This window comes from Serratia sp. S4, assembly GCF_000347995.1.
In the GTDB taxonomy this organism is placed as follows: Bacteria; Pseudomonadota; Gammaproteobacteria; order Enterobacterales; family Enterobacteriaceae; genus Serratia; species Serratia quinivorans.
The window spans coordinates 2616553-2639242 of sequence record NZ_KB661120.1; the positions used below are offsets into that span (position 1 = coordinate 2616553).

The window sequence follows — 22690 nt, forward strand, 5'->3', positions numbered from 1 at the left end:
GCGTGCTTTACCCCGGTAGCGGGGTATTGGCGTTCACGGCAAGCGCTTAAAACAGCCCAAGCGGTTTGGCATCGTAACTGACCAACAGGTTTTTCACCTGTTGGTAATGTGACAACGCCACTTTGTGGGTTTCGCGACCAACGCCGGAATTTTTATAACCACCGAAGGCGGCATGCGCCGGGTAGAGGTGATAACAGTTGGTCCAAACGCGTCCGGCCTTGATGGCGCGCCCCATGCGATAAGCGCGGTTAACGTCGCGGGTCCACAGGCCGGCACCCAGCCCGAATTCGCTGTCGTTGGCCAATGCCAGGGCTTCGGCTTCATCTTTGAAGGTGGTGACGCCAATCACCGGCCCGAAGATCTCTTCGCGGAAGAAACGCATGCTGTTGTTACCGGTGATCAGCGTGGGCTGCAGATAAAAACCGCTCTGCAACTGCTGCTCATGACTGGCGCGCTCGCCGCCGGCAATGATTTTGCCACCCTCGTTTTTGGCGATCTCGATATAAGACAGGATCTTGTCGAACTGCTGCTGGGACGCCTGCGCACCAATCATGGTGTCGGTATCAAAGGGGTCGCCCTGCCGAATGGTGGTGATACGCGCCAGCACTTTTTCCATAAATTGCGGGTAGATAGACTCCTGGATCAGGGCGCGTGAAGGGCAGGTACAGACTTCACCCTGGTTGAAGAAGCCGAGGATCAGCCCCTCAACCGCCTTGTCGATAAACTCCGGTTCGGCCTGCATGATGTCTTCAAAGAAAATATTCGGTGATTTGCCGCCCAGCTCCACGGTGCTCGGGATGATATTCTCCGCCGCGCAGGCCAGGATATGTCGGCCGACCGGGGTTGAGCCGGTGAAGGCGATTTTATCGATGCGCTTGCTGGTCGCCAGTGCCTCTCCGGCTTCTTTACCAAAGCCCTGAACCACATTGAGTACTCCGGGTGGCAGCAGGTCGCCAATCATTTCCAGCAACACGCAGATGCTGAGCGGCGTTTGCTCGGCCGGTTTAAGCACCACGCAGTTACCGGCAGCCAGCGCTGGAGCCAGTTTCCAGGCCGCCATCAACAGCGGGAAGTTCCAGGGGATAATCTGCCCAACCACGCCCAACGGCTCGTAAATATGGTAGGCGACGGTGTTCTGGTCGATCTCTGCGGCGGTGCCTTCCTGTGCACGCAGGCAACCGGCAAAGTAGCGGAAATGGTCAATCGCCAGTGGGATATCCGCGTTCAGCGTTTCGCGGATCGGCTTACCGTTGTCCCAGCTTTCGGTCAGCGCCAGCAGCTCCAGTTTTGACTCCATACGATCGGCGATCGCCAGCAATACGTTGGAACGCTCCTGTACGCTGGCCTTTCCCCAGGTTTCGGCCGCGGCATGGGCGGCATCCAGCGCCAGTTCGATATCTTTCGCGTCGGAGCGCGGAAACTCGGCGACAGTCTGACCGGTCATTGGGGAGGTATCGGTGAAGTAGTTGCCTGAAACGGGTTCGACAAATTTGCCGCCAATATAGTTGCCATAACGTTGTTTGAAAGAAACCAGCGAACCAGGTAAACCGGGATGAACGTATTTCATGTAAACACCTCTCAGGGGAACAGACTGTGTAGGGTTGTGCCCGACTGCGTGGCACCATCACAGTAACCCTAAGCATTGCCTGTGCCACATTGCGTCAGCGCCAGGCTGATAAAAATACAAAATGTTTAATATCAAGTTATTAAAGAATAAAAATGCCTGTCGATGGCAATAAAACCCCTGGCTTATTATTCATTTCTATTATTTTTTGTGTCCCACGTCGCAACGCATGCGACACATTCGTGATACAAAAATGCAACACTTTATTGACGGGAGTCGGGCATGTTGCAGAAAGACCAGACCGGGTTTGTCTCTGATAGCGATAACCTGTCTCTCCCTGGCCCCTTGTCAGAATCATGGCTGCGCAGTCGGCATTACGGCCTTGATCGGACCGACGATCTTGTCCCTTTTGTTCGGCCTGCGTTGCTCAATGAGGTACGTGGGCAAAACGGCTGGGTGGCGCAACTGGCGCGGCCGCTGATCGAGCGTTTGGGCGGCGAAATTAACCGGCAACCCTCAATAGTGGTGGTCTCTGATGCCAAGGGACTGGTGCTGGAAACCTGTGGCAATAGCCATTTTTTACGTAAGGCGTCGCGTATCTCGCTGGCCCCGGGCAATTTATGGGGTGAACAGGCGCGTGGGACTAATGCCATCGGCACTGCGCTGGCATTGGGCGGTTTGTGTGAAGTTAATGGCGACGAGCACTTTCTCAATCAAAATGCCGGGCTTTACTGCTCAGCCGCGCCGATTTACCGGCCAGACGGCCTGATTGCCGGGGTACTGGACATCTCGACGCCCGCGCAACGGCCTTTTGATGACGCGCGCTCATTGATCCTGCAGGCTGTCAGGCACATAGAACACCAGTGGGTGATGGGCTGCGTGACGCCTCAGCACTGGACGTTACGCCTGCACAGCGATGCGCGGGTGCTCGGCAGCGCCCATGAGCTGATACTGGTGTTTCGCGACGAGGTTCTCACCGCCGCCAACCGGCTGGCAATGCAGGAATTTAATCTCTCCGCCGCTTCTTTTGGCACCCTTGACTTCGCCACGCTGTTCCCGGAAATGCAGCGTCAGACGCTGAACGCGCCACGCCAAACGCTGGCGGTCAATAATCGCCACTATTATTCGCTGTTGCAGATGCCGGAACGGCATTCGCAGGTCGTCCGGCCTCGGGAATTGCCCTTTGATCGGGACGGTGCCGACAGACAAAAAGCATTACGTATTTTGAATGCCGGGCTGGCGCTGTGCATCAGTGGGGAAACCGGCTGTGGCAAAGAGTATTTCAGCCAACGGCTGTTCGAGGAAAGTCATCGGCGGCAGGGTAATTTTGTGGCGATCAACTGTGCCGCGCTGCCGGAAAACCTGATCGAATCAGAGCTTTTTGGCTATGCGCCCGGTGCCTTTACCGGTGCCAACCCAAAAGGGTACCTCGGCAAGATCAGAGAGGCCGACGGTGGCGTACTGTTTTTGGATGAAATCGGCGATATGCCATTGAGTTTACAGACCCGGCTGCTGCGGGTGCTGCAGGAAAAAACGGTCACACCGCTCGGCAGCCGTCTCAGCTATGCCGTCGACTTTTCGCTTATTTGCGCGACCCATCAGGATTTGGCGCAGCAGGTGGCGGCGGGGGCGTTCCGTGAAGATTTGATGTACCGCATTCAGGAATTCAACCTGCGTATTTTACCGCTGCGCCAACGGGCGCACGTCGATCGTTTTATCCTTAATCTGTGGCGAGAATTGGGTGCCGAGTCTCGGAGTATCCGGCTGGCGCCGGAGACCGTCGCGGTGCTGGCTCGCTATCCGTGGCCCGGTAACGTTCGGCAGTTGTTGAGTACGCTGAAGGTGCTGTTGGCCCTGGCGGATGATGGCGAGCTGATTACGCCTGACGCACTCCCCGAACAATTTTGCGTCTTACCGCTGCCCGCTGATCCCCACGCCGCACCGCAGGAGATGCTGGACGCTATCCGAAGCGCTAATGGCAATATCAGCCTGGCGGCGAAACGGCTGGGTGTTTCACGCAGTACGCTTTATCGCAAGATGGAGAAACGCCGTGGGCGGGCAGTAGAATGACCGCCCAATAGCCAAGGCCCTTTTCAGGGCCAGGGCCGGGGGGTTAGTTGTCGCCCAGCCCCTGTGGATTAATTTCAGAATGTTCGATTTTCTCGTCGCTTTCCGCCCAACGATCCAACACTTTCAGGTAGCTGCCATTGGCGATAGCGCTATTAAGCGAAGCCTGCACCGCATCCACCAGGCCATTGCCTTTTTTCACCGTAACGGCAATGTTGGCGCTGCGTGGCCAGCCGCCCGGCACGATACCGACCAACGTAGTTTTACCGTTCAATTTTGCCTGGTATGCGCCGGCGACGTTCGGCCCAAAGGTTGCGTCAGCCCGGCCGGACTGAATCGCCAGCGTGGCGGCCGCCTTGTCGGTCACGTAGATCGGCTGTAGGGCGGGTAGCCCCTTGGCCTGATTCTCTTTGTCCCAGGCCAGCAACACCGCCTCCTGATTGGTGCCGGAATCGACGATAATCTTCTTGCCGGCGATATCCGGCGCCGATTTTATCGAGGTGATTTTACTGCCGGTCTTAACGTAGAACCCCAGCGTATCCTGGCGATAAGTGGCGAAGTCGAACTTGGTCTTACGCTCTCGGGTGACGGTAATGTTATAAATCGCCGCGTCGTATTTGCCGGAAGTGACGCCCAGCGGCCAGTCTTCCCACGAGGTGGGTACCAGCTTGAGTTTCAGCCCCAGGCCATCGGCCACCAAGCGGGCAATATCCGACTCACTGCCGATCACCGTTTTATTATCACGGGCGTAAAGCCCAAACGGCGGGCCGCTGCCCAGTATCGACACGGCTACGGTCAATGTGCCCGGTTCGACGAATTTGAATCCGGCCGGGATTTTGGCGGCCGCTTCAGGATTTTTTTGCGTATTGATCGGTGTTTCATTGGCAACCAGGTCAATGCCCGGCGCGGCATGGGCCAGGGCGGAAAGGCTCAGGAGTGCCGCCGCTGCGGTGAGTTTTGCGCTATACATCATTATTATTACCTGCATTATTATGTGGTTGAGGCGGTCAACTCACTATCCTTTATGCCGCTAAATCTGTGAACGAACAAAAATGGCTAACTAATTTTAAAAATGGGGTGGTTGCGCGGCAGGCGGGAACGGGACCCGCCGACCGCGGATAATCAGCGCTGTTTGGTTTCGACCTTCATGGGCGCCTGAAAGCCTTTGAGCCGCAGCGCGTTGCCGAGCACAAAGACGCTGGAGAGCGCCATCGCCGCCGCGGCGAAGATCGGTGAAAGCAATGTGCCGTTCAGCGGGTAGAGCGCGCCGGCCGCGACCGGGATCAGCACCACGTTGTAAGCGAAGGCCCAGAACAGGTTCTGCTTGATGTTGCGGATCGTCGCCTGGCTGAGGGCGATGGCATTAGGTACGCCGCGCAGGTCGCCCGACATCAACACCACGTCGGCCGCCTCAATGGCCACATCGGTTCCGGTGCCGATGGCCAGACCAACGTCGGCTTCGGCAAGTGCCGGTGCGTCGTTGATGCCATCGCCCACAAAGGCCACCCGGGCACCGCCGCTGCGGAATTTTTTCAGCGCCGCAACCTTACCGTCGGGCAGAACCTCGGCGGCGACTTCATCAATACCAAGCTGTTTGGCGATCGCCGCAGCGGTGGCCGCGTTGTCACCGGTGATCATCGCCACCTTAAGGCCAAGCGCATGCAGCGCCTTGATTGCCTCCGGGGTGCTTTCCTTGATCGGGTCAGCGACCGCGATCACCGCCGCCAGACGGCCATCGATGGCCGCATAAAGAGGGCTTTTACCCTGTTCACCGAGGCGCTGGGCAGCCTGCTGGAATTGACTCACATCGAGGCCGAGCTGGGTCATAAAGCGGTCCGCACCCACGGCGACGGTGCGCCCAGCGACACCGGCAGAGACGCCGAAGCCCGGTGTGGCATCAAAGCTTTCTATCGCGGCGAGCGTCATGTTCCGCTGCCTGGCCGCCGCCACAATCGCTTCGGCGATCGGGTGTTCGGAGCGAGTTTCCACTGCCGCCACCAGAGCCAGAACCTCATCGTATTCAAAGCCTTCGGCGGGCACCAGGTCAGTCAGTTCAGGGCGACCTTTGGTCAGGGTGCCCGTCTTGTCGAGCGCAATCACGCTGACATCGCGCAGCGCCTGTAAGGCCTCGCCCTTGCGGAACAACACGCCAAGCTCAGCGGCGCGGCCGGTTCCGACCATAATGGAGGTTGGCGTAGCCAGCCCCATGGCACAAGGGCAGGCGATAATCAGCACCGCCACCGCATTAATCAGCGCAAAAGTCAGTGCCGGGGACGGGCCGAACACCAGCCAAACCAGGAAAGTCAGCGCGGCGGCGGCCATCACTGCCGGCACGAACCACATGGTGACTTTATCGACCAGCGCCTGGATCGGCAGTTTGGAGCCCTGAGCTTCCTCGACCAGACGAATGATCTGCGCAAGCACCGTATTGGCACCGATTTTGGTGACGCGGAAACTGAAAGCCCCGGTTTTATTGATGGTGCCACCGACAACATCGGCACCCACGCCTTTTTGTACCGGCACCGGCTCACCGGTGATCATGCTTTCGTCTACGTAAGAGGTTCCTTCGACGACTTCGCCGTCAACCGGCACCTTTTCGCCTGGACGAACCAGCACGATGTCACCGGGGGCCACCTGATCGAGCGGGATTTCGACGGTTTCGCCATTGCGCTCGACGCGTGCAGTCTTGGCCTGCAGGCCGACCAGCCGCTTGATGGCCTGTGAGGTACGCCCCTTGGCGCGAGCCTCTAAAGTCCGGCCAAGCAGGATCAGGGTGACGATGACCGCAGCGGCTTCGTAATAGACGTTGGCGGTACCCTGCGGCAGCACCTCGGGAATGAAAGTCGTCACCACCGAATAGCCATACGCCGCCACCGTGCCGACCGACACCAGCGAGTTCATGTCGGGAGCGCCGCGCAATAGCGCCGGGATCCCTTTGCGGAAGAAACGCAGCCCCGGCCCAAACAGCACCAGGGTGGTGAGAACAAATTGCAGATACCAGCTGGTTTGTTCACCCAGCACGCCCAGCACCCAGTGATGCACGGCGGGGATCAGGTGCGACCCCATTTCGAGAATAAACACCGGCAGGGTGAGGATGGCGGCAATCAGCAACGAGCGCCGTAATCCCCGGGCCTCATGCTCACGTCGCTCGGTATCCTGATCCTCTGTGCTGACGGTGGCGGTGGACAGGCGTCGTGGTCGGTAGCCTGCTTTTTCAACCGCGGCCTCAAGGTCTGTTATAGAGACAACACCGGCAAGATGACGCACCCGCGCACGCTCGGTCGCCAGATTGACATTGGCCTCGAGCACGCCGGGTATTTGGTTCAGTGCCTTTTCTACCCGGCCGACGCAGGACGCGCAGGTCATTTCCTCTATCGCCAGCTCGGTAGTTTCCTCACGCACGCTATATCCGGCGTTCTCAATGGCGTGAACCGCTACCTGCGGGTCAGCCGTGCCGCTGAAGGTGAGATCGGCGCGTTCGGTGGCCAGATTGACCGAAGCGCTATCCACGCCGGGTACCGCCTTCAGCGCACGTTCGACACGGCCTACACAAGAGGCGCAGGTCATGCCTTCGACCGGCAGGCTCAGTCGGGTGACCGGGGCCATCGCCGGGGTGGAGTCGGGTTTGAGAGAAACGGAAGTCATTGAACTGTCCCTTATAGTGTCTGTTGGCGGAAAGCTTAAAGCTTCCCACCACGGGAAGGTCAAGCGGTTATTTTGGGGGCGGGTCTCTTTAACAACATACTGAGCGCACGGGGCGCCTCAACGGCCTGGCTAAACAGAAAACCCTGGCCTAAATGATAGCCGGAGTTGCACAGCGTTTGCCGCTGCTGTTCGGTTTCAATTCCTTCGGCAATGATATCGATGGATAATTTTTGTCCCAAAATGCCCATGCTTTCCACAATGCCTAGAATAGCCGTCTCGTTATTCATACGGCGGATAAAGTCGCGATCCAGTTTGATGCAGTCCAGTGGGTAGTTCATCAGGTGGGTAAAGGAAGAATGCCCGGTGCCAAAATCATCAAGCGCAATTCGTATCCCCATTTCCTTGAGCATTTGCAAAGCCCGCAGCACATACTTCGAGCCATGCTTATTAAAGGCATGTTCGGTCACTTCCAGCTCAATCAGATGGTGAGGGATATTAAACATCTGCAAGCGCTGAAGGAATGTTTCGGCGTAGCTATCACGTAAAAATTCGATAGGGGAAGCGTTCAGCGACACTGGCAAAACTTCGGCACCAGAAGCAAGCCAGGCCGAGATATCGGCAAACACTTTCAACTGCATGGTTTCGCCGATTTTGGTTGCCAGTTCGTAATCGTTAAACGCTTCGCAGACGCTATCCGGCGTCTGGATGCCATTTTGCGGGCAATACCAGCGCAGCAGGGCCTCAAAGCCGACAATGGCACCGGTTGCCAGATTGACCTTGGGCTGATAGCTGGGGCGGATCTGGTTGTTACGCACAATCTGACGTGCGTGATTAAGCTGTGTCGCACGTTCCCTGGCCTTATCCATCATCTGCGGATTAAACATATAAACGCCGCCACGGCCGCCGTCCTTAAGCTCGTACAGGGCGGTATCGGCGCATTTCATCAATTCTGACGCATCACGGGCATCCTGCGGGTAGAGGGCTCCACCAATGCTCATGCCGCAATGAAGTGCTTTACCGCCATGGGTAATCGGCGTTTCAAGCTGCAGAAGAAAGTTATTGGCGATTTTGAAGATATCCTGTTCGTTTTCGACGTCGCTGATCACTACCGCAAACTCATCGCCGCCCAATCGGGAAACAAATGAGTTAGCGTTCAAATCGGCCTTGAGCCGCCGGGCCAATACACGCAACAGATGATCGCCGGCATCGTGCCCCAGGGTGTCATTGACCAACTTAAAGTGATCGAGATCCAGCAAAATCAGCCCAAGCGATTTATTATTGGCCCGCGAGCGTTTCATTTCCTGTTTTAATCTTTTCTTGAATAATCGCCGGTTGGGCAAACCGGTCAGTTCGTCATATTCACTGGCGATCAGTAAGCGTTTTTCCGCTATCCGTTGAGAGCTGACATCGCGCGAAACGCACAATATATTTTGTATCCGGGCGTCCTTGTCGAACACCGGGCTAAGGATATTATCCCAATGCAGCAGTCTGCCATCCGGGGTGGCGCTAAGGCCGGCGAATCTGGCATTTTTCCCGCTCAGCACCTTGCGGAGCGCTTTTTGGCCACGCTGGCGAACTTCTGGCTGCAGCAGACCCAACCAGGGCATGCCAAACTGTTGCTGGTTCTCATCTACACCCAAAGCGATGCTGCCCGCTTTGTTCATATGCAGCAATGAACCATCATTATTAATCACTTTGATACAGTCGACACTGGCATCAAGCATATTTTTCTGCGCCGCCAGTTTTTCGGCAATGATTTGTTTTTCCAGCATTTGATGATGGATATCGGTACAGCTGAGAAACCAATGGTTATGCGCGGAATTCGGGGCTTTTTTTACACCGAACGACAGCAGAAACCAATGATACTCACCGCTGCAATGGCGCAGACGGGCTTGTTTAACGAAAGAAGTTGCGGTGGTCATCGCTTGCTGACACAACGAATCAACCAGGGCATAGTCATCCGGGTGCAAGGCCTTCAACCAGCCGGTGTTCCGGTTATCATATGAAGACAGGCCGGAATACTCACACCACAATTTATTGAAATGTCCCCCGAGGCTATTACCTACGCCAATGAGATTCGGCAAACCGTCAAATATTTCATTAGCTATATCAAAAGGATGGTTGCCATCATTGCACTCGGGTAAAACACTCATTTGTCATTTCCTCTGAAAACCGCCGGACATTCATGCCAAAAAATATTTTGCCAGCGGCAATCATTATATAACCTGGCCTGCGCAATAAAAAACACCAGAGAGAATGAGATATAATCCCGGGTAACACATTAAGAATACTCTTGTATTGATGTTTTTTAACTCTTCCGGTTTTCTCCGGCGGTTCTCACTGTTAAATATCATTAAACCGTTATGCCGACAGATATAAAAAAGCCCCCGTGATTAAGCGGGGGCTGATTAATTATAGCTTATGGGAAGATTTATCTATCAAGCGCATAGGCAATAACGTAGTCGCCACGGTCTGGTGACTGGCGCGCGCCACCGGCGGAGATCACAATGTATTGTTTGCCGGTGACCGGTGAAATATAGCTCATTGGTGTGCCGCCGCTGCCGACAGGCAAGCGTGCTTTCCAGACTTCTTCACCGGTGGAAGAGTCAAATGCTCGCAGGTAGTAATCCTGAGTGCCGGCAATGAACACCAGGCCGCCCTGAGTCGCCAGCGTGCCGCCCAGCGTTGGCATGCCCACCGGCATAGGTGCGCGCATTTTGATGCCGAATGGCCCGGTATCCTGCACCGTACCGGCAGGGACTTGCCACACCACTTTCTGCGTTTTCAGATCGATAGCGGACAGGGTGCCGAAAGGCGGTTTCTGGCATGGGATGCCCAGCGGTGACATAAAGCGGTTCTTGTTCACGCCGTAAGGGGTACCTTTCAGCGGCACGGCACCCATCCCGGCGTTGACCGACTCACCGCCGTTGCTGGCCGGGGCATTGGCATCGGTTTTCTGCGGGATCATCTGTACCCACAGGCCCAGACGCATATCATTGGCAAAGATATAGTGGTTGTTTGGATCGGTCGACAGGCCGCCCCAGTTCATGCCACCCAGCGAGCCGGGGAAGCTGAGCGAGATATCCGTGTCTGGAGCGGTGAACAGCCCGTCATAACGCATCGATTTAAAGCTGATGCGGCACATCAGTTGATCGAACGGCGTTGCCCCCCACATGTCGGATTCGGTGAGTTTTTGATTGCCGATCTGCGGCATGCCGACAGAGAAGGGTTGAGTGGCCGAGTATTGCTCGCCTGGGATGGTGCGGGTTTTCACCGGCAGCTCTTTAACTTCGGTCAAAGGTTTACCGGTATGGCGATCCAGCACGAAGAGCTGCCCGGTTTTGGCACCAATCACCAGCGCCGGTTTGCTGGTGCCATCCTTCATTGGGAAATCGATCAGGCTCGGCTGCATGGGCAGATCGAAGTCCCACAGGTCGTTATGAACGGTTTGATAAACCCATTTTTCTTTACCGGTGGTGGCATCCAGCGCCAGGATAGAGGCGCCGTATTTGTGATCCAGTGCGTTGCGGTTAGCGCCCCACAGGTCAACCGAAGAGCTGCCCATGGGCAGGAACACGGTGTTCATTGCCGGGTCATAGGACATTGGCGCCCAGGAGTTCGGCGTACTGCGCACGAAGGTCTGGCCCGGTTTCAATGCCGAATTCGGCTCTTGATTACCCGGGTCGAACGCCCAGCGCATTTCACCGGTGATCACGTCGAAACCACGCAGTACGCCACCGGGCATATCGGTTTGCACGTTATCGGCCACGCGGCCGCCGACCACGATGGTGGTGCCGGCCAGTGTAGGGGCCGAGGTCAGTTGGTATTTGGGATCTGCAGCATCGCCCAGACCGGCCTTAAGATCGACCACACCCTGGTTGCCAAAGTTCTGACAGAACTCGCCGTTATCGGCGTTGATCGCCACCAGGCGCGCGTCGATGGTGTTCATCAGAATACGGCGCTGGCAACTGTCACCGGCCGCCAAAGTAGCAGGTATGGCCGGCGTTGAACCCGGTACCGTCGGTGCCGGTAGTGGCTTGGTGACATCAAAATAGGCCAGGCCGCGACAACGGTTCCAGACCTGAGATTTTGCGTTGATCTCACGCTGCCAAATTTCTTTGCCGCTGTCGGCATCGACGGCGATGACATTGTTATGCGGCGTACACAGGAAGACGCGGTTGCCGATTTGCAGCGGCGTTTGCTGATCTTCCGCACCGTTGCCGTCCGGGCTTAGTGGAGTATCGCCAGTGTGGAAGGTCCAGGCGACTTTCAGCTCTTTCACGTTGTCGCGGGTGATTTGATCCAACGCTACAAAGCGGCTACCACCTGGGGTGTTGCCGTAATTGTCCCAGTCTTTTTGCTGTTTGGCTTTATCCACCGGGATCAACGGCAAGGGTTTTCCGCTGAAAGCAACGGTAGGGTGTGGCTGGAACATCTGCACAAAGGTGCCAACCATGCCAACCGCCAGTACCGCGCTGAGCAGGTAGGACAGCTTCGCCAGCGGTGCCTTGCCTTCCGATTTACGCAGCGTTGGCCAGCCAAGCAAGGCCAGTAGCATCAAACCGGTAGGAACCATTAAACGTGAAACCAGTGGCCAGAAATCGAAACCGGCATCGTACACCGACCAAATCAGCGTGCCGATAAACACCAGCAGGAACAGCACTACCGCGGAAGATTTACGGCGGAAGAATTGCACTGCGGCAAGCAGGGTGACGATACCAGCAACCAGGAAGTAGCTGCTGCCCCCCAGCGAGACTAATTTGCCGCCGGCAATGGCAAAGAATAAGCCGACTACGGTCAGGATTATCCCCAATAAACAACACCATAGTTTAAGTTTTATACCCGGACGGGTATTTGATTCAGGCATGGCTGACAGACTCCAAGATAATGTTTTTCTTCATGTTTACCTCGAGTGATCGCGGTCTTGCTGTTCCCTGGCAGGATAAAGGTGCAGAGCGTAAATCAAACGATGGGATTTCGCTATTGTACCATTTGATTCGTTATGAGGTTAAGGATATGTTGCTTGTTGCGGTAAATATTAGCCCGAATTGCAACAAATGCAGCGGGGAACTCTGTGAGCTACACGGTGGGAGCCTGGTAGCCGAAGTCCATCCCGAGGGGGGGATGCTGTTCAAGCTTCGCCTGCCGATCAAAAAACACGTGTTTATTTAGTTTCTTAAATTTACCGCTGATGGTTTAGGTATATAACCAGGTCGTGAGCAAGTTACAGACTTAATTCTGCTTTATCTGACCGAGGTGGTGATGTGAGGTTGTTGAAAATAGCTTTTATTGTCGGCATGCTTTCCCCCTGTGCGGCTTTTGCCAGTGAGGGGCCAGCTCAGGTTAAGCCGATAAATTGGCAATCCTGTAATAATGGCCAATTTAATCCATGGTTCGACGGACAAGAAATTCCCGAGCGTCTGCAATGCGGTTATCTGGAAGCCCCGTTGTCCTATGCGGGCGATGAAGAGAATGAAACCGTCAAAATAGCGGTCACGCGTTTACCCGCGACCGGCGAAAAACAGGGCAGCCTGCTGTCTATTACCGGTGGCCCGGGAATGGCGGGGATAGTAGTTCCTTTCGAAGCGGACACGTTAAATGAAAATTTCGATATTATTGGCTATGACCCACGCGGTGTAGGGCAGTCCCGACCCAAAATATCCTGCCCGGCAAAGCCGGATAATGATACCGATGCTGAACCTGATACTCTGACGCTTGAGCAACAAAATGCCGATTGGGTAAAAGGCTGTATTACTAACACCGGACTTAATGTATTAAAACATCTGGGTACCGATGAAGCGGTCAATGATGTGGATAGGCTTCGGGCGGCGCTGGGGGAAGACAAACTGAGTATTATCGGCTTATCCTACGGTACCCAGGTGGCGCAAATATATGCAGAACGCTTCCCGGATAAAGTGCAAGCCATGGTATTGGACGGCGTCGTCGACATCACGGAGGATGCTTACACCAGTGATTACAAACAGGCCCTGTCGTTCCAAAGAACCTTTGAGCAGTTTGCGCTCTATTGTGAGAAAAAAAACCAATGTCAGTTAAATAAAGCCAATGCCACGGAGATCTATCACGGGTTACTTAAAAAGGTGGATGAACTGGCGCTGACTGATAAAAACGGCGGGGAGGTCAACGCGGATAATATCGTGCGCGTTACCACCAGCACCCTGTATTCATCCGAGGATTGGCCTGCGTTGGCAAAACTGTTGCGCTCTATCGATAGCGAAAAATTCGACTTCAAAACGCTGGCATCATTGGATAATACCCTGAGTACGGAGGCTGTCCCCCAGCCAAGAGCCGCCCGCATGCCTGGTAATAACAGGGAATTGGACGATAAAAGCCAGGTAGATCAAGAAGCTGACAATTTGACGGTCATTTCCTGTGCGGACTCCGCCAATCCGGGTGGCGATCTGGAAAAGAGCCGGTTAAAAGAGCAAAAATTGCAGGAGGCTTCGGCATTCAGTAACTATCCCGGCAAGCAAGAATGGCCACGTAATATTTGCGACACCTGGCCCTTTAAAGGAAAGCTACAGCCGCATACGCCGGTAGCCTCATCCAAACTGCCGCCATTATTATTTGTCGCACAGCGTTTTGACCCGGCTACCCCTTATGAGGGGGCCAAAAAGATGGCAAAAGAATTTAATGCTCCGATCATTAAGGTAGAAGGGGACGGACATACCCTCGCACTTACCGGACTGAATCAATGTGTTGATGATGAGGTTATTGATTACTTTATTAACCCTGGGAAAATCAGGGTAAATAAAAGCTGCTAATTTTAATGAGCAACTCATATACAAAACCCAGGTTGTATTTGGTGTTATTGATATCTCTGGCCCGTTAATCGGGCCTTTTCGGTTTATTTAGTTACATAAGGTTAAATGTTTTAATTTGTTACGTTATTATTAGTATTCCGCTATGCAGTGCTTCGGTTGATTGGGCGTCATCGTTTTAATGTACTGCATAGTGGGCACTATTAAATCTGGCTTTACTCTTAAGTAATAAATCAATAATCCCCCCGGCACCGATGAATAATTTTCAGTACAACTCAATCATTTATCGTCGCGAAACGCTGTTTAACCACGCCTAACACCCACTGTCGCAGCCAACGATGGGCTGGATCGGCTTCTAAACGTGGATGCCACATTTGCGAAACGGTAATGCCCTGTGTTTTTACCGGCAGTTCAAACGCATAAAGTGTGGTGCCGACCGGTTGGTTGATCAGGAAAGAGGCGGGGACCAATGCCACTAAATCAGAGGCCTGAGCTACCGCCAGCGCGGCGGGAAAACTCGGTACTACGGCGGCCACCTTGCGTTCCAGTCCTAATTCGGCCAACGCCTGGTCTACTGGCCCGGTTAATAGCCCACGGCGCGAGGCAACCACATGACCACAGGCGGCATACTGTTGGGCGGTAATTTCGGTCGGCTGCTCAAACGGATGGCCTTTGCGGACTACCGCGACAAATCGGTCACGGAACAGGGTCTGTAATCGAATCTCCGGCCCCATTTCCCCCAGCACGCCAATCTCAAGATCGACCAATCCTTCGCGCAAATGGGTGGAGTTTTTCTCTGGCTTGGGGGCAAAACACAGGCGTACCAAAGGGGCTTCCTTTGCGGCCGCTGCGATCAGCACGGCACCAAAGGCTTCGACAAAACCTTCGTTGGCGCGCAGGGTAAAGGTGCGTTCCAGAGTGGCTAAATTCAGTTCTGACACCGAGGGGCGCAATACCGCACGGGCTTCAAACACGGCGTTTTGCGTCCGCTCGCGTATCTCTTCGGCATAGGGCGTCAACACCATTTTGCGACCAGCGCGCACCAATAAGGGATCGCCGGTGACCGCTCGCAGGCGGCTAAGCGTGCGGCTCATCGCAGAGGCGCTTAATTTAAGACGGCGGGCAGCACCCGCGACGCTGCCCAGGGAAAGCAGGGCATCGAGAGCAATCAGTAAATTAAGATCGGGATCTGTCATGTCGGGCATCCTGAGCAGGCAATAAGGGAAGGCGTCTGGTGCAAAAAAGCCGATAACCCGTAAAGGCTATCGGCTTTTGGCTGCCGGTCAGGGCAGGTGGATTAGGCGGCAGGCAACTGCTGCGCGGTTTTTTCCACCAGTGCCAGCAGGACTTTGATATCGTCCAGGCTGACTGTTGGGTTTAACAACGTCATTTTCAGGCAGGTTACGCCATTAAATTCGGTCACCCCAACGTTGGCACGTCCTGACTCCAGCAATGCATCACCAATTCGCTGGTTCAGCAGTGCTACTGCGGCATCGCTGCTGGCGGCTAATGACTGCGGACGGTAGCGGAACAGCACGCTGGCCAACTGTGGCTGCATCACCAGTTCCAGCGCCGGTTGGTCGCCGATATAGTGGGCAACCTGTTGCGCCAGCGTCACGCCGTGATCGATGATCGCAGCATATTGCTGTTGCCCTAATGCCTCCAGCCCCATCCACAGTTTTAACGCATCAAAACGGCGGGTGGTCTGCAAGGATTTGGACACCAGGTTAGGCACGCCCTGAGCTTCGTCGAATTCGGAGTTCAGGTAAGCCGCCTGATAGCGCATCAGCTCATAGTGACGAGCTTCTTTCAGCAAGAAGGCACCGCAACTGATGGTCTGGAAGAACTGTTTATGGAAGTCCAGGGTAATGGAATCCACTAATTCAATGCCGTCCAGATAGTCACGGTACTTCTCGGAAAGCAGCAACGCGCCACCCCATGCCGCATCAACATGCACCCAGATCTGGTGTTCTGCCGCCAACTGCGCAATCGCACGCAGCGGGTCGATAGCTCCGGCATCGGTGGTGCCAGCGGTGGCAACAATCGCCAGGATCTGTTCGCCATTGGCCTGGGCTTGCGCCAGTTTTTCGGCCAGATCGTTCACATCCATTCGTGCGAATTGATCGGTTTTCACCAGCGTCACGGATTGATAACCCAGGCCGAGCAACGCCATGTTCTTTTGCACCGAGAAATGGGCATTCTCAGAACATAAGACTTTAATCTTGCGCAGGTTACCGACCAGGCCATCCTGTTGCACAGAGTGGCCCTGTTTGGCGAAGAAGGCATCGCGTGCCAGCATCAGGCCCATCAGATTGCTCTGGGTACCGCCGCTGGTGAACACGCCCGCATCGCCAGGCTGATAACCGACCTGGGTACGCAACCACTCGATCAGCTTCATCTCGATGATGGTGGCTGACGGGCTTTGATCCCAGGAGTCCATGCTCTGGTTGGTGGCGTTGATCAGCACTTCCGCGGCCTGGCTAATCACCAGGCTTGGGCAATGCAAATGCGCGACGCACTGTGGGTGATGTACCGACAGGCTGTCTTTTAAAAAGTACTCAATCGCGCGTTCGATCGCTGCCTGGTTGCCCAGGCCCTGCGGATTAAAATCAAGCGTAATGCGTTCACGCAATTCGGCAACGGTTTTCCCCTGATACATCTCGGGTTGTTGCAGCCACTGCACTACCGCCTGGCTGCTTTGCTCGATCGCTTGCTGGTAGGCTTCGGTGCTTTGCGCCGAAGCGGCCAGAATCGGGTTTGACCGGGACATCGAATTCACTCCATACCTACAGGCTTGACGCCGGCGGCTAACAGGGCCTGTTCAAATTTATCCAGGAAAATGCCCAGTTCGTCGTTGGTGATCAACAGCGAAGGCAGCAGACGCAGTACGTTGCCGTTACGGCCGCCACGCTCCAGGATCAACCCGGCTTCGAAACATTTCTTCTGCAGCAGGGCGGACAATTGCGGGTCCGCCGGGTAACAACCCATATGATCCTGGGCTTCACCTGGTTTAACGATTTCCATGCCGATCATCAAGCCCAGGCCGCGCACGTGGCCAATGGCCGGATAACGTTTTTGCAGCTCGGCCAGTTTGGCTTTCAGCCATTCGCCTTGTGCGGCGACCTTAGCGGCCACGTTGTGGTCTTTAAGATGCTGCAGGGTAGTCAGGCCGGTGGCCATCGCCAGTTGGTTACCGCGGAAGGTGCCGGTATGGTGGCCAGGTTCCCAGGCGTCAAATTCTTTCTTGATACCCAGAACGGCCAACGGCAAGCCGCCGCCTACCGCTTTGGACATCACGATGATGTCCGGCTCAATACCGGCGTGTTCGAAGGCGAACAGTTTACCCGTACGGGCAAAGCCGGCTTGAACTTCGTCGATAATCAGCAGAATGCCGTGTTCCTGAGTGACCTTGCGAATGCGCTGCAACCATTCGACCGGCGCCGGGTTGACGCCGCCTTCACCCTGAACCGCTTCCAGGATGACTGCCGCAGGTTTGCGCACGCCGCTTTCGACGTCATTAATCAGGTTTTCAAAATAGTAGGTCAGTGCCTTAACGCCGGCTTCGCCGCCGATACCCAGCGGGCAGCGGTACTCATGCGGGTAAGGCATAAACTGGACTTCCGGCATCATGCCGTTAATCGCTTCTTTCGGTGACAGGTTGCCTGTAACCGCCAGTGCGCCATGGGTCATGCCATGATAGCCGCCGGAGAAGCTGATCACGCCAGAACGGCCGGTGTGCTTTTTCGCCAGTTTCAAAGCGGCTTCAACCGCGTCTGCGCCCGAAGGGCCACAGAACTGCAGGCAGTATTCCTGGCCCTGTCCTGGCAATAAAGAGAGCAAATAAGCTGAGAACTGATCTTTCAACGGCGTTGTAAGATCGAGGGTATGTAACGGCAAGCCGCTGGTAATGACATTTTGGATGCTTTGGAGGATGTCAGGATGGTTATGACCCAGAGCCAGCGTACCCGCACCAGCCAGGCAATCAAGATATTGATTATTCTCAACATCGGTGATCCACACGCCTTGGGCTTTCGCAATTGCCAACGGCAATTTACGGGGGTAACTCCTGACATTCGATTCAAATTCGGCTTGTCTCGCCAAATATGTTTCGTTGTTTACATTTTCTAAATTCACACCGAAATTATCAATACGGACTTTATCCGTCATCATATCTCTCCTACAACTGGGGGTATCAGTAACGCCCTAGTTGAATTATTAAAATGAATAAGTAACTACCGTGAAAAAACGCGCCCAATATATGGCTTTTTACCCCCCGGCTCAATAGTTATTTAGCCGCATGAAATTTAATGTTTTTTCTATTAAAAACAATAAATTGCTGGATTATTGGCCAATAATCCCGCCGTATGGCCGTGACAGGGGAGTTGACAAGGCACGTAATGCTACCGCAATAAAAGTAGGGGTACTGGCCCAATGCATTTATTTTGCTGACAATTTTCTGATTGTCGTCGGATTGACGTCTGGGTGTTTTTTAAGCAACAACTTATTATAAATAAATCGTTGCTTAGAAATTAACCGACTTAAGGCTGGCATACCCAGAAGAAAAGCAGGGTCTATGGTCGTTGAACTTAAAATCGAGGGTTTTATTGACGTTTAGTCGGCATGCTTAATTCCTCCCAAGGGTCAGTAAAACCAGCAGAACCGTCTAAGCTGAATGAAATAAGTCATTTACGGTGCGGTGTTAAGCCATTAAAGGTAACGGCTAGCCATGCAGGTTGTGAATCAGCATCGCCCAGAAAGGATAAGCCGGAGCAACCTATGTACGAACCCTGTTTTCCAGAAAATGAAACCGAACGGCTGTCGGTTCTGCATTCACTCAACGTACTGGACACGAATTCGGTAGAGAAATTAGACCGGGTCACGCGCCTGGCCGCCAAATATTTTGGCGTCAGTATTGCCCTGATTTCCTTGATCGATCGTGAGCGCCAATGGTTCCTTTCTCGCTCGGGTTTGGAGGCACGGGAATCACCACGCAATATTTCGTTTTGCGGACACGCCATTTTGCAACGTGATGCGTTGGTGGTGCCGGATACCGCGGCCGATCCACGTTTCTTCGACAACCCCTTGGTCACCGGTGGGCCAAAAATCGGTTTCTATGCCGGGCAACCCTTGTTGTCTCTGGATGGTCTGCCGCTGGGTACCCTGTGCATTATCGACGGTCACCCACAGGCGTTCTCTTCAGAGATGGTGCATGATTTACGCGATTTTGCCGCCGTTATCGAAGAGTATTTACACAGTATTGAGCGTGATATTTATACCGAGGCTCTGAAATCAAACCTGCAACGTAGCGAAGCCTTATTTGAACAGACCTTTTCACAAGCGGCAGTGGGCATGGCCCTGGTCTCATTAGAGGGGTATTGGCTGCGAGTGAATCCGCGGATCTGTGAAATGCTGGGGTATTCTGAGCGCGAGCTGTTGGAGCGTACCTTCCAGGACATCACCTATCGCGAAGACCTGCACAACGACCTCGGACTGCTGCACCAGTTATTGGCCAATGAAATAGACACCTATTCGATGGAAAAGCGCTATATCCGCGCTGATGGCTCAAGGATTTGGGTTCAGCTTACCGTGTCGCTTAATCGCCTGCCCAATGGTGAACCCCATCATTTTATCTCGGTTATTGTCGATATCAGCGAGCGCAAAGCGGCAGAGGCCGACCTCTACACTCTGCAACATGAGCTCGAAGACAGGGTAGTGACACGTACCCGTGAGTTGAATTTTGCCGTTAATAAACTCAATCACGAGATTGCCAATCGGGCACTCACCGAGCTGCAACTGAGTAGTGAAAAAGAACGCCTGCGGGCCATTACCGATAATATGCCGGCCTTGATCAGTCAGATCGACGCCAATGAGCGTTATCTGTTTGCCAACAGCGCCTACAAAAGCTGGTTCGGTCTGGATGAATCTCACCTCAGCGCGATGACCGTACAGGCATTTATGGGCGACGAGGCTTATGCCGCAGCCAAGCCTATGATCGAGCGGGCGTTAAAGGGGGAAACCGTCAGTTTTGAGAACGAACTGCAAACGCGCCAGGGGACAGCGATCATTCATAACACCCTGGTCCCCAGCGAAACCCGGGGCTTTTATATTCTTTCCATGGATATTACCGAGCTTAAACGTTTGCAGCGGCGGTTAGAGTACGACGTTTCTCATGACATGCTGACCGGGTTAACCAATCGGCGGGCTTTCTTGCTCCGGTTAGGCGCGACGCTGCAGGCTTGTTGCCCACAACAGCAGATGGCGTTGCTGTTTATCGATCTTGATGGTTTCAAAACGCTTAACGACAGTTTTGGCCATGATTTCGGCGATCTTATCCTGAAAACCTTCGCCGAATTGCTCAGTGTCTGTGCCGGGCCTCATCACAGCGTTTCGCGCCTCGCCGGCGATGAGTTTACTGTCATTCTCTGGCCTTTGGCGCATCCGCAGCTGCAGGTCAGCGCGTTTTGCGAGAGCGTGTTGGCCAGGTTGGCGGCGACGGAACGGGTCGGTAATCAAAACGTGAGACTTTCTGCCAGTATCGGTGCAGCCATTACTTCTGGCGACGATATGAGCGCCGAAGCCCTGCTGACCAAAGCAGACGATGCCATGTATCAGGCCAAATCCGCCGGCAAAGGGACCTATGCCATCCGTTAATGCGAGCCTGCGCTGGTGGCAGCCCAACCAAGGAGAGCTGGGCTGCCGTTAAAGGCAATCAATGTGCCAAGCCGTCTTCAAAGTAATTCAGTGATAATAACCTCGACCACATTGGGCAGGTTCACGGGTTTTACTGAAAAAAGCGAATTAAAGACGTCGGCATTGCCGCCTTTGGTCTCTGCGTATTGATGCCAACGTTGATTTAAAACAGCGTGTTCAAATGAGGTGACGATGCGTACGGTGTGGTTAAGGTAGGTCTGAATAACATAAGAGGTGTCTGAAGAGAAATAAATGCAGCATGCGTGAGTGTAATCCCAGTCATTGTAGTTGAGCAGTATATTAACCAGATCGCCATTCTTATATTTTTTAAGTTCGTCTCCGGTCAGGTTATTGACGTTGATTCTGTACATTTTATCCGTGTCTTTTCCTCCGGCCTTTTCATAAACGGCTCCTGCAAAAGGGACGCAACCAATTGACCCGTCAGTAGTTTTATCAGAGTTTAAATTAGCGATTCTTATTGCGGAGTGAAGTTCTTCTAACGCCGCATTGATGGCATTAGTCATCTGTGTTTTATCAATGGACATAATATCACCTGTATTAATGAGTTAGGGTCGGATATTGCCTGTAGCTCGGACGTGGCGAGTAACATGCGAATGCTGTTTTAAACTGGAATAATAATGGCTAACAAAGATGGCGACTAACTTTAGTTTTATTTAGTCGCTAGTGAATTGCAACAGTAATAAACATAGTCTGAATCTCAATGGTACGTCATTTTTTCTTAAGTGTTTTTTATTGTAATTTTTGGTTATTTAAATAACTCATTGTTATTGGTTGATAAAGATAATATGCGTGGCAGGTTGATTAATATCCTGGGTTATAATATTAACTGAAAGGATTTAATAACCAATGCAGTGTTTTTTACCGGCAGCCTCGGTGGCTGCCGGTAAGGGGACTAGAGGGTCAGCGAGTCATAGTTTTTGCGGCGGTAATTCAGCGCGGACAACGCCCACAGCACCACAAATAATGCGATAGCGGCGTAACCAACGCTACCCATATGGTCATTGAGGACTTCAACACCGCGCCACAGCCCGCCTTGTAACCCAAGTTTGTCGACCAACAACCCCAAACCTTCCAGGCCACCGATCACCAGAGCAATAGCCACGCTGGTGGCGGTAATGGTCATGTTGTAATACAGCTTGCGGATCGGTTTATTGAAGGCCCAGCCATAAGCGCCGACCATCACAAAATTATCCAGCGAGTCAATCAACGCCATGCCGCTGGCGAACAGCAACGGGAACAGCATAATCGACCAGACCGACAGGCCGGAAGTGGCACCGGCCGCGGAGATGCCCAACAGGCCGACTTCGGTGGCGGTGTCAAAACCCAGGCCAAATAAAAAGCCGACCAGATACATATGCCAGCTTTTATTCACCAGATTAAAAGCGAAGCGATACAGACGTGTCATCACGCCGCCGCTACCGTTAACCAGAAGGGCCACATCTTGTTCAACCAGTTTTTCCCCGCGTTTCACCTGGCGGAAAATTCGGTAAACATCGCGGAAAATCAGCCAGTTCAATAGTGCCATGGCCAACAGGAACAGCGAGGAGATCAGCGTGCCCAGTGTCGCGCCGTACTGATGCAGCCAGCCAATACGATCGCCAAATGCCAATGAAGTGGCGGCAATGGCGATGCAGGCCAGGATCACAATGCTGGAGTGGCCCAAAGAGAAGAATGCGCCGACGGAAACCGGGCGCTGGCCTTGCTGCATCAGTTTGCGGGTGACGTTATCAATAGCGGCGATATGATCGGCATCTACCGCATGACGCAGCCCGTAGCCGTAAGCCAGCAAAGCGGCAGCGATTAACGCCGGGTAGTGATGGAATGCGGCAAAAGCCGCTCCCCAGGCCAACAGGTTTAGCGCCACCAGCGCCAGTAATAGCCAAAAGGCGCGGGTATGGGTGCGGAAAAACTCGCGGTTTACCAT

At 54.0% G+C, this 22690-nt stretch carries 14 protein-coding genes; 4 read left to right on the forward strand and 10 right to left on the reverse strand.

Going from position 1 to position 22690, the window contains the following annotated elements; translation table 11 throughout:
- Positions 1-46: 46 nt before the first annotated feature.
- Positions 47-1567, reverse strand: a complete 1521-nt coding sequence (locus SERS4_RS0113055) for an aldehyde dehydrogenase family protein (RefSeq protein ID WP_012145138.1) — start codon at positions 1565-1567, stop codon at positions 47-49.
- Between the two features lie 279 nt (positions 1568-1846).
- Between SERS4_RS0113055 and SERS4_RS0113060 the strand changes: the two genes are divergently transcribed.
- The gene (locus SERS4_RS0113060; protein ID WP_017892832.1) at positions 1847-3634 is read left to right on the forward strand and encodes a sigma-54-dependent Fis family transcriptional regulator; all 1788 of its coding nucleotides are present in this window, start codon (positions 1847-1849) and stop codon (positions 3632-3634) included.
- 43 nt (positions 3635-3677) lie between these two features.
- Here the strand turns inward: SERS4_RS0113060 and SERS4_RS0113065 are convergent, their stop codons facing one another.
- The 4 genes from SERS4_RS0113065 to SERS4_RS0113080 form a co-directional block, all read right to left on the reverse strand.
- Complete coding sequence (locus SERS4_RS0113065; RefSeq protein WP_012145140.1) at positions 3678-4604, reverse strand: ABC transporter substrate-binding protein; 927 nt, start codon at positions 4602-4604, stop codon at positions 3678-3680.
- A gap of 149 nt (positions 4605-4753) precedes the next feature.
- Positions 4754-7276 carry a heavy metal translocating P-type ATPase gene (locus SERS4_RS0113070; RefSeq protein WP_017892833.1) on the reverse strand — a complete coding sequence of 841 codons (2523 nt, stop codon included), beginning with the start codon at positions 7274-7276 and terminating at the stop codon, positions 4754-4756.
- A gap of 59 nt (positions 7277-7335) precedes the next feature.
- Entirely contained in the window at positions 7336-9429 is a 2094-nt protein-coding gene (locus tag SERS4_RS0113075) for an EAL domain-containing protein (protein WP_017892834.1), read from the reverse strand.
- 278 nt (positions 9430-9707) lie between these two features.
- A complete protein-coding gene (locus tag SERS4_RS0113080; protein WP_026142370.1) occupies positions 9708-12143 on the reverse strand; it encodes a glucose/quinate/shikimate family membrane-bound PQQ-dependent dehydrogenase in 2436 nt (811 codons plus the stop codon).
- On the opposite strand from SERS4_RS0113080, the gene SERS4_RS0113085 reads away from it, so the two are divergent.
- Positions 12131-12448 (forward strand): hypothetical protein, encoded by a 318-nt coding sequence (locus tag SERS4_RS0113085; protein WP_017892836.1) that lies wholly within the window; start codon positions 12131-12133, stop codon positions 12446-12448. The genes SERS4_RS0113080 and SERS4_RS0113085 overlap by 13 nt on opposite strands.
- 92 nt (positions 12449-12540) lie before the next feature.
- The gene (locus SERS4_RS0113090) at positions 12541-14058 is read left to right on the forward strand and encodes an alpha/beta hydrolase (RefSeq protein ID WP_253275388.1); all 1518 of its coding nucleotides are present in this window, start codon (positions 12541-12543) and stop codon (positions 14056-14058) included.
- 272 nt (positions 14059-14330) lie between these two features.
- Here the strand turns inward: SERS4_RS0113090 and SERS4_RS0113095 are convergent, their stop codons facing one another.
- The 3 genes from SERS4_RS0113095 to SERS4_RS0113105 form a co-directional block, all read right to left on the reverse strand.
- Entirely contained in the window at positions 14331-15251 is a 921-nt protein-coding gene (locus SERS4_RS0113095; protein WP_017892838.1) for a LysR family transcriptional regulator, read from the reverse strand.
- Between the two features lie 101 nt (positions 15252-15352).
- Positions 15353-16825: an aspartate aminotransferase family protein gene (locus SERS4_RS0113100; protein ID WP_017892839.1), complete on the reverse strand. Its 1473-nt coding sequence runs from the start codon at positions 16823-16825 to the stop codon at positions 15353-15355.
- 5 nt (positions 16826-16830) lie between these two features.
- Entirely contained in the window at positions 16831-18222 is a 1392-nt protein-coding gene (locus tag SERS4_RS0113105; protein WP_017892840.1) for a diaminobutyrate--2-oxoglutarate transaminase, read from the reverse strand.
- A gap of 609 nt (positions 18223-18831) precedes the next feature.
- Between SERS4_RS0113105 and SERS4_RS0113110 the strand changes: the two genes are divergently transcribed.
- Entirely contained in the window at positions 18832-20706 is a 1875-nt protein-coding gene (locus tag SERS4_RS0113110) for a PAS domain S-box protein (RefSeq protein WP_017892841.1), read from the forward strand.
- Positions 20707-20783: 77 nt separating this feature from the next.
- On the opposite strand, the gene SERS4_RS0113115 is transcribed toward SERS4_RS0113110, so the two are convergent.
- Together SERS4_RS0113115 and SERS4_RS0113125 are read right to left on the reverse strand one after the other, a co-directional pair.
- On the reverse strand, positions 20784-21290 hold the full coding sequence (locus SERS4_RS0113115; protein WP_017892842.1) for a hypothetical protein: 507 nt from the start codon (positions 21288-21290) through the stop codon (positions 20784-20786).
- A 368-nt stretch (positions 21291-21658) separates the two neighbouring features.
- Positions 21659-22690, reverse strand: coding sequence for a HoxN/HupN/NixA family nickel/cobalt transporter (locus SERS4_RS0113125; RefSeq protein WP_017892844.1), 1032 nt, complete (start codon positions 22688-22690; stop codon positions 21659-21661).

What these genes read in the sequence shown, in the direction of transcription:
- SERS4_RS0113100 (WP_017892839.1), bottom strand. Translation starts at nt 16,825, where the DNA reads ATGTCCCGGTCAAACCCGATTCTGGCCGCTTCGGCGCAAAGCACCGAA.
- SERS4_RS0113055 (WP_012145138.1), bottom strand. Translation starts at nt 1,567, where the DNA reads ATGAAATACGTTCATCCCGGTTTACCTGGTTCGCTGGTTTCTTTCAAA.
- SERS4_RS0113125 (WP_017892844.1), bottom strand. Translation starts at nt 22,690, where the DNA reads ATGGTAAACCGCGAGTTTTTCCGCACCCATACCCGCGCCTTTTGGCTA.
- SERS4_RS0113095 (WP_017892838.1), bottom strand. Translation starts at nt 15,251, where the DNA reads ATGACAGATCCCGATCTTAATTTACTGATTGCTCTCGATGCCCTGCTT.
- SERS4_RS0113065 (WP_012145140.1), bottom strand. Translation starts at nt 4,604, where the DNA reads ATGATGTATAGCGCAAAACTCACCGCAGCGGCGGCACTCCTGAGCCTT.
- SERS4_RS0113060 (WP_017892832.1), top strand. Translation starts at nt 1,847, where the DNA reads ATGTTGCAGAAAGACCAGACCGGGTTTGTCTCTGATAGCGATAACCTG.
- SERS4_RS0113115 (WP_017892842.1), bottom strand. Translation starts at nt 21,290, where the DNA reads ATGTCCATTGATAAAACACAGATGACTAATGCCATCAATGCGGCGTTA.
- SERS4_RS0113070 (WP_017892833.1), bottom strand. Translation starts at nt 7,276, where the DNA reads ATGACTTCCGTTTCTCTCAAACCCGACTCCACCCCGGCGATGGCCCCG.
- SERS4_RS0113105 (WP_017892840.1), bottom strand. Translation starts at nt 18,222, where the DNA reads ATGACGGATAAAGTCCGTATTGATAATTTCGGTGTGAATTTAGAAAAT.
- SERS4_RS0113110 (WP_017892841.1), top strand. Translation starts at nt 18,832, where the DNA reads ATGTACGAACCCTGTTTTCCAGAAAATGAAACCGAACGGCTGTCGGTT.
- SERS4_RS0113080 (WP_026142370.1), bottom strand. Translation starts at nt 12,143, where the DNA reads ATGCCTGAATCAAATACCCGTCCGGGTATAAAACTTAAACTATGGTGT.
- SERS4_RS0113075 (WP_017892834.1), bottom strand. Translation starts at nt 9,429, where the DNA reads ATGAGTGTTTTACCCGAGTGCAATGATGGCAACCATCCTTTTGATATA.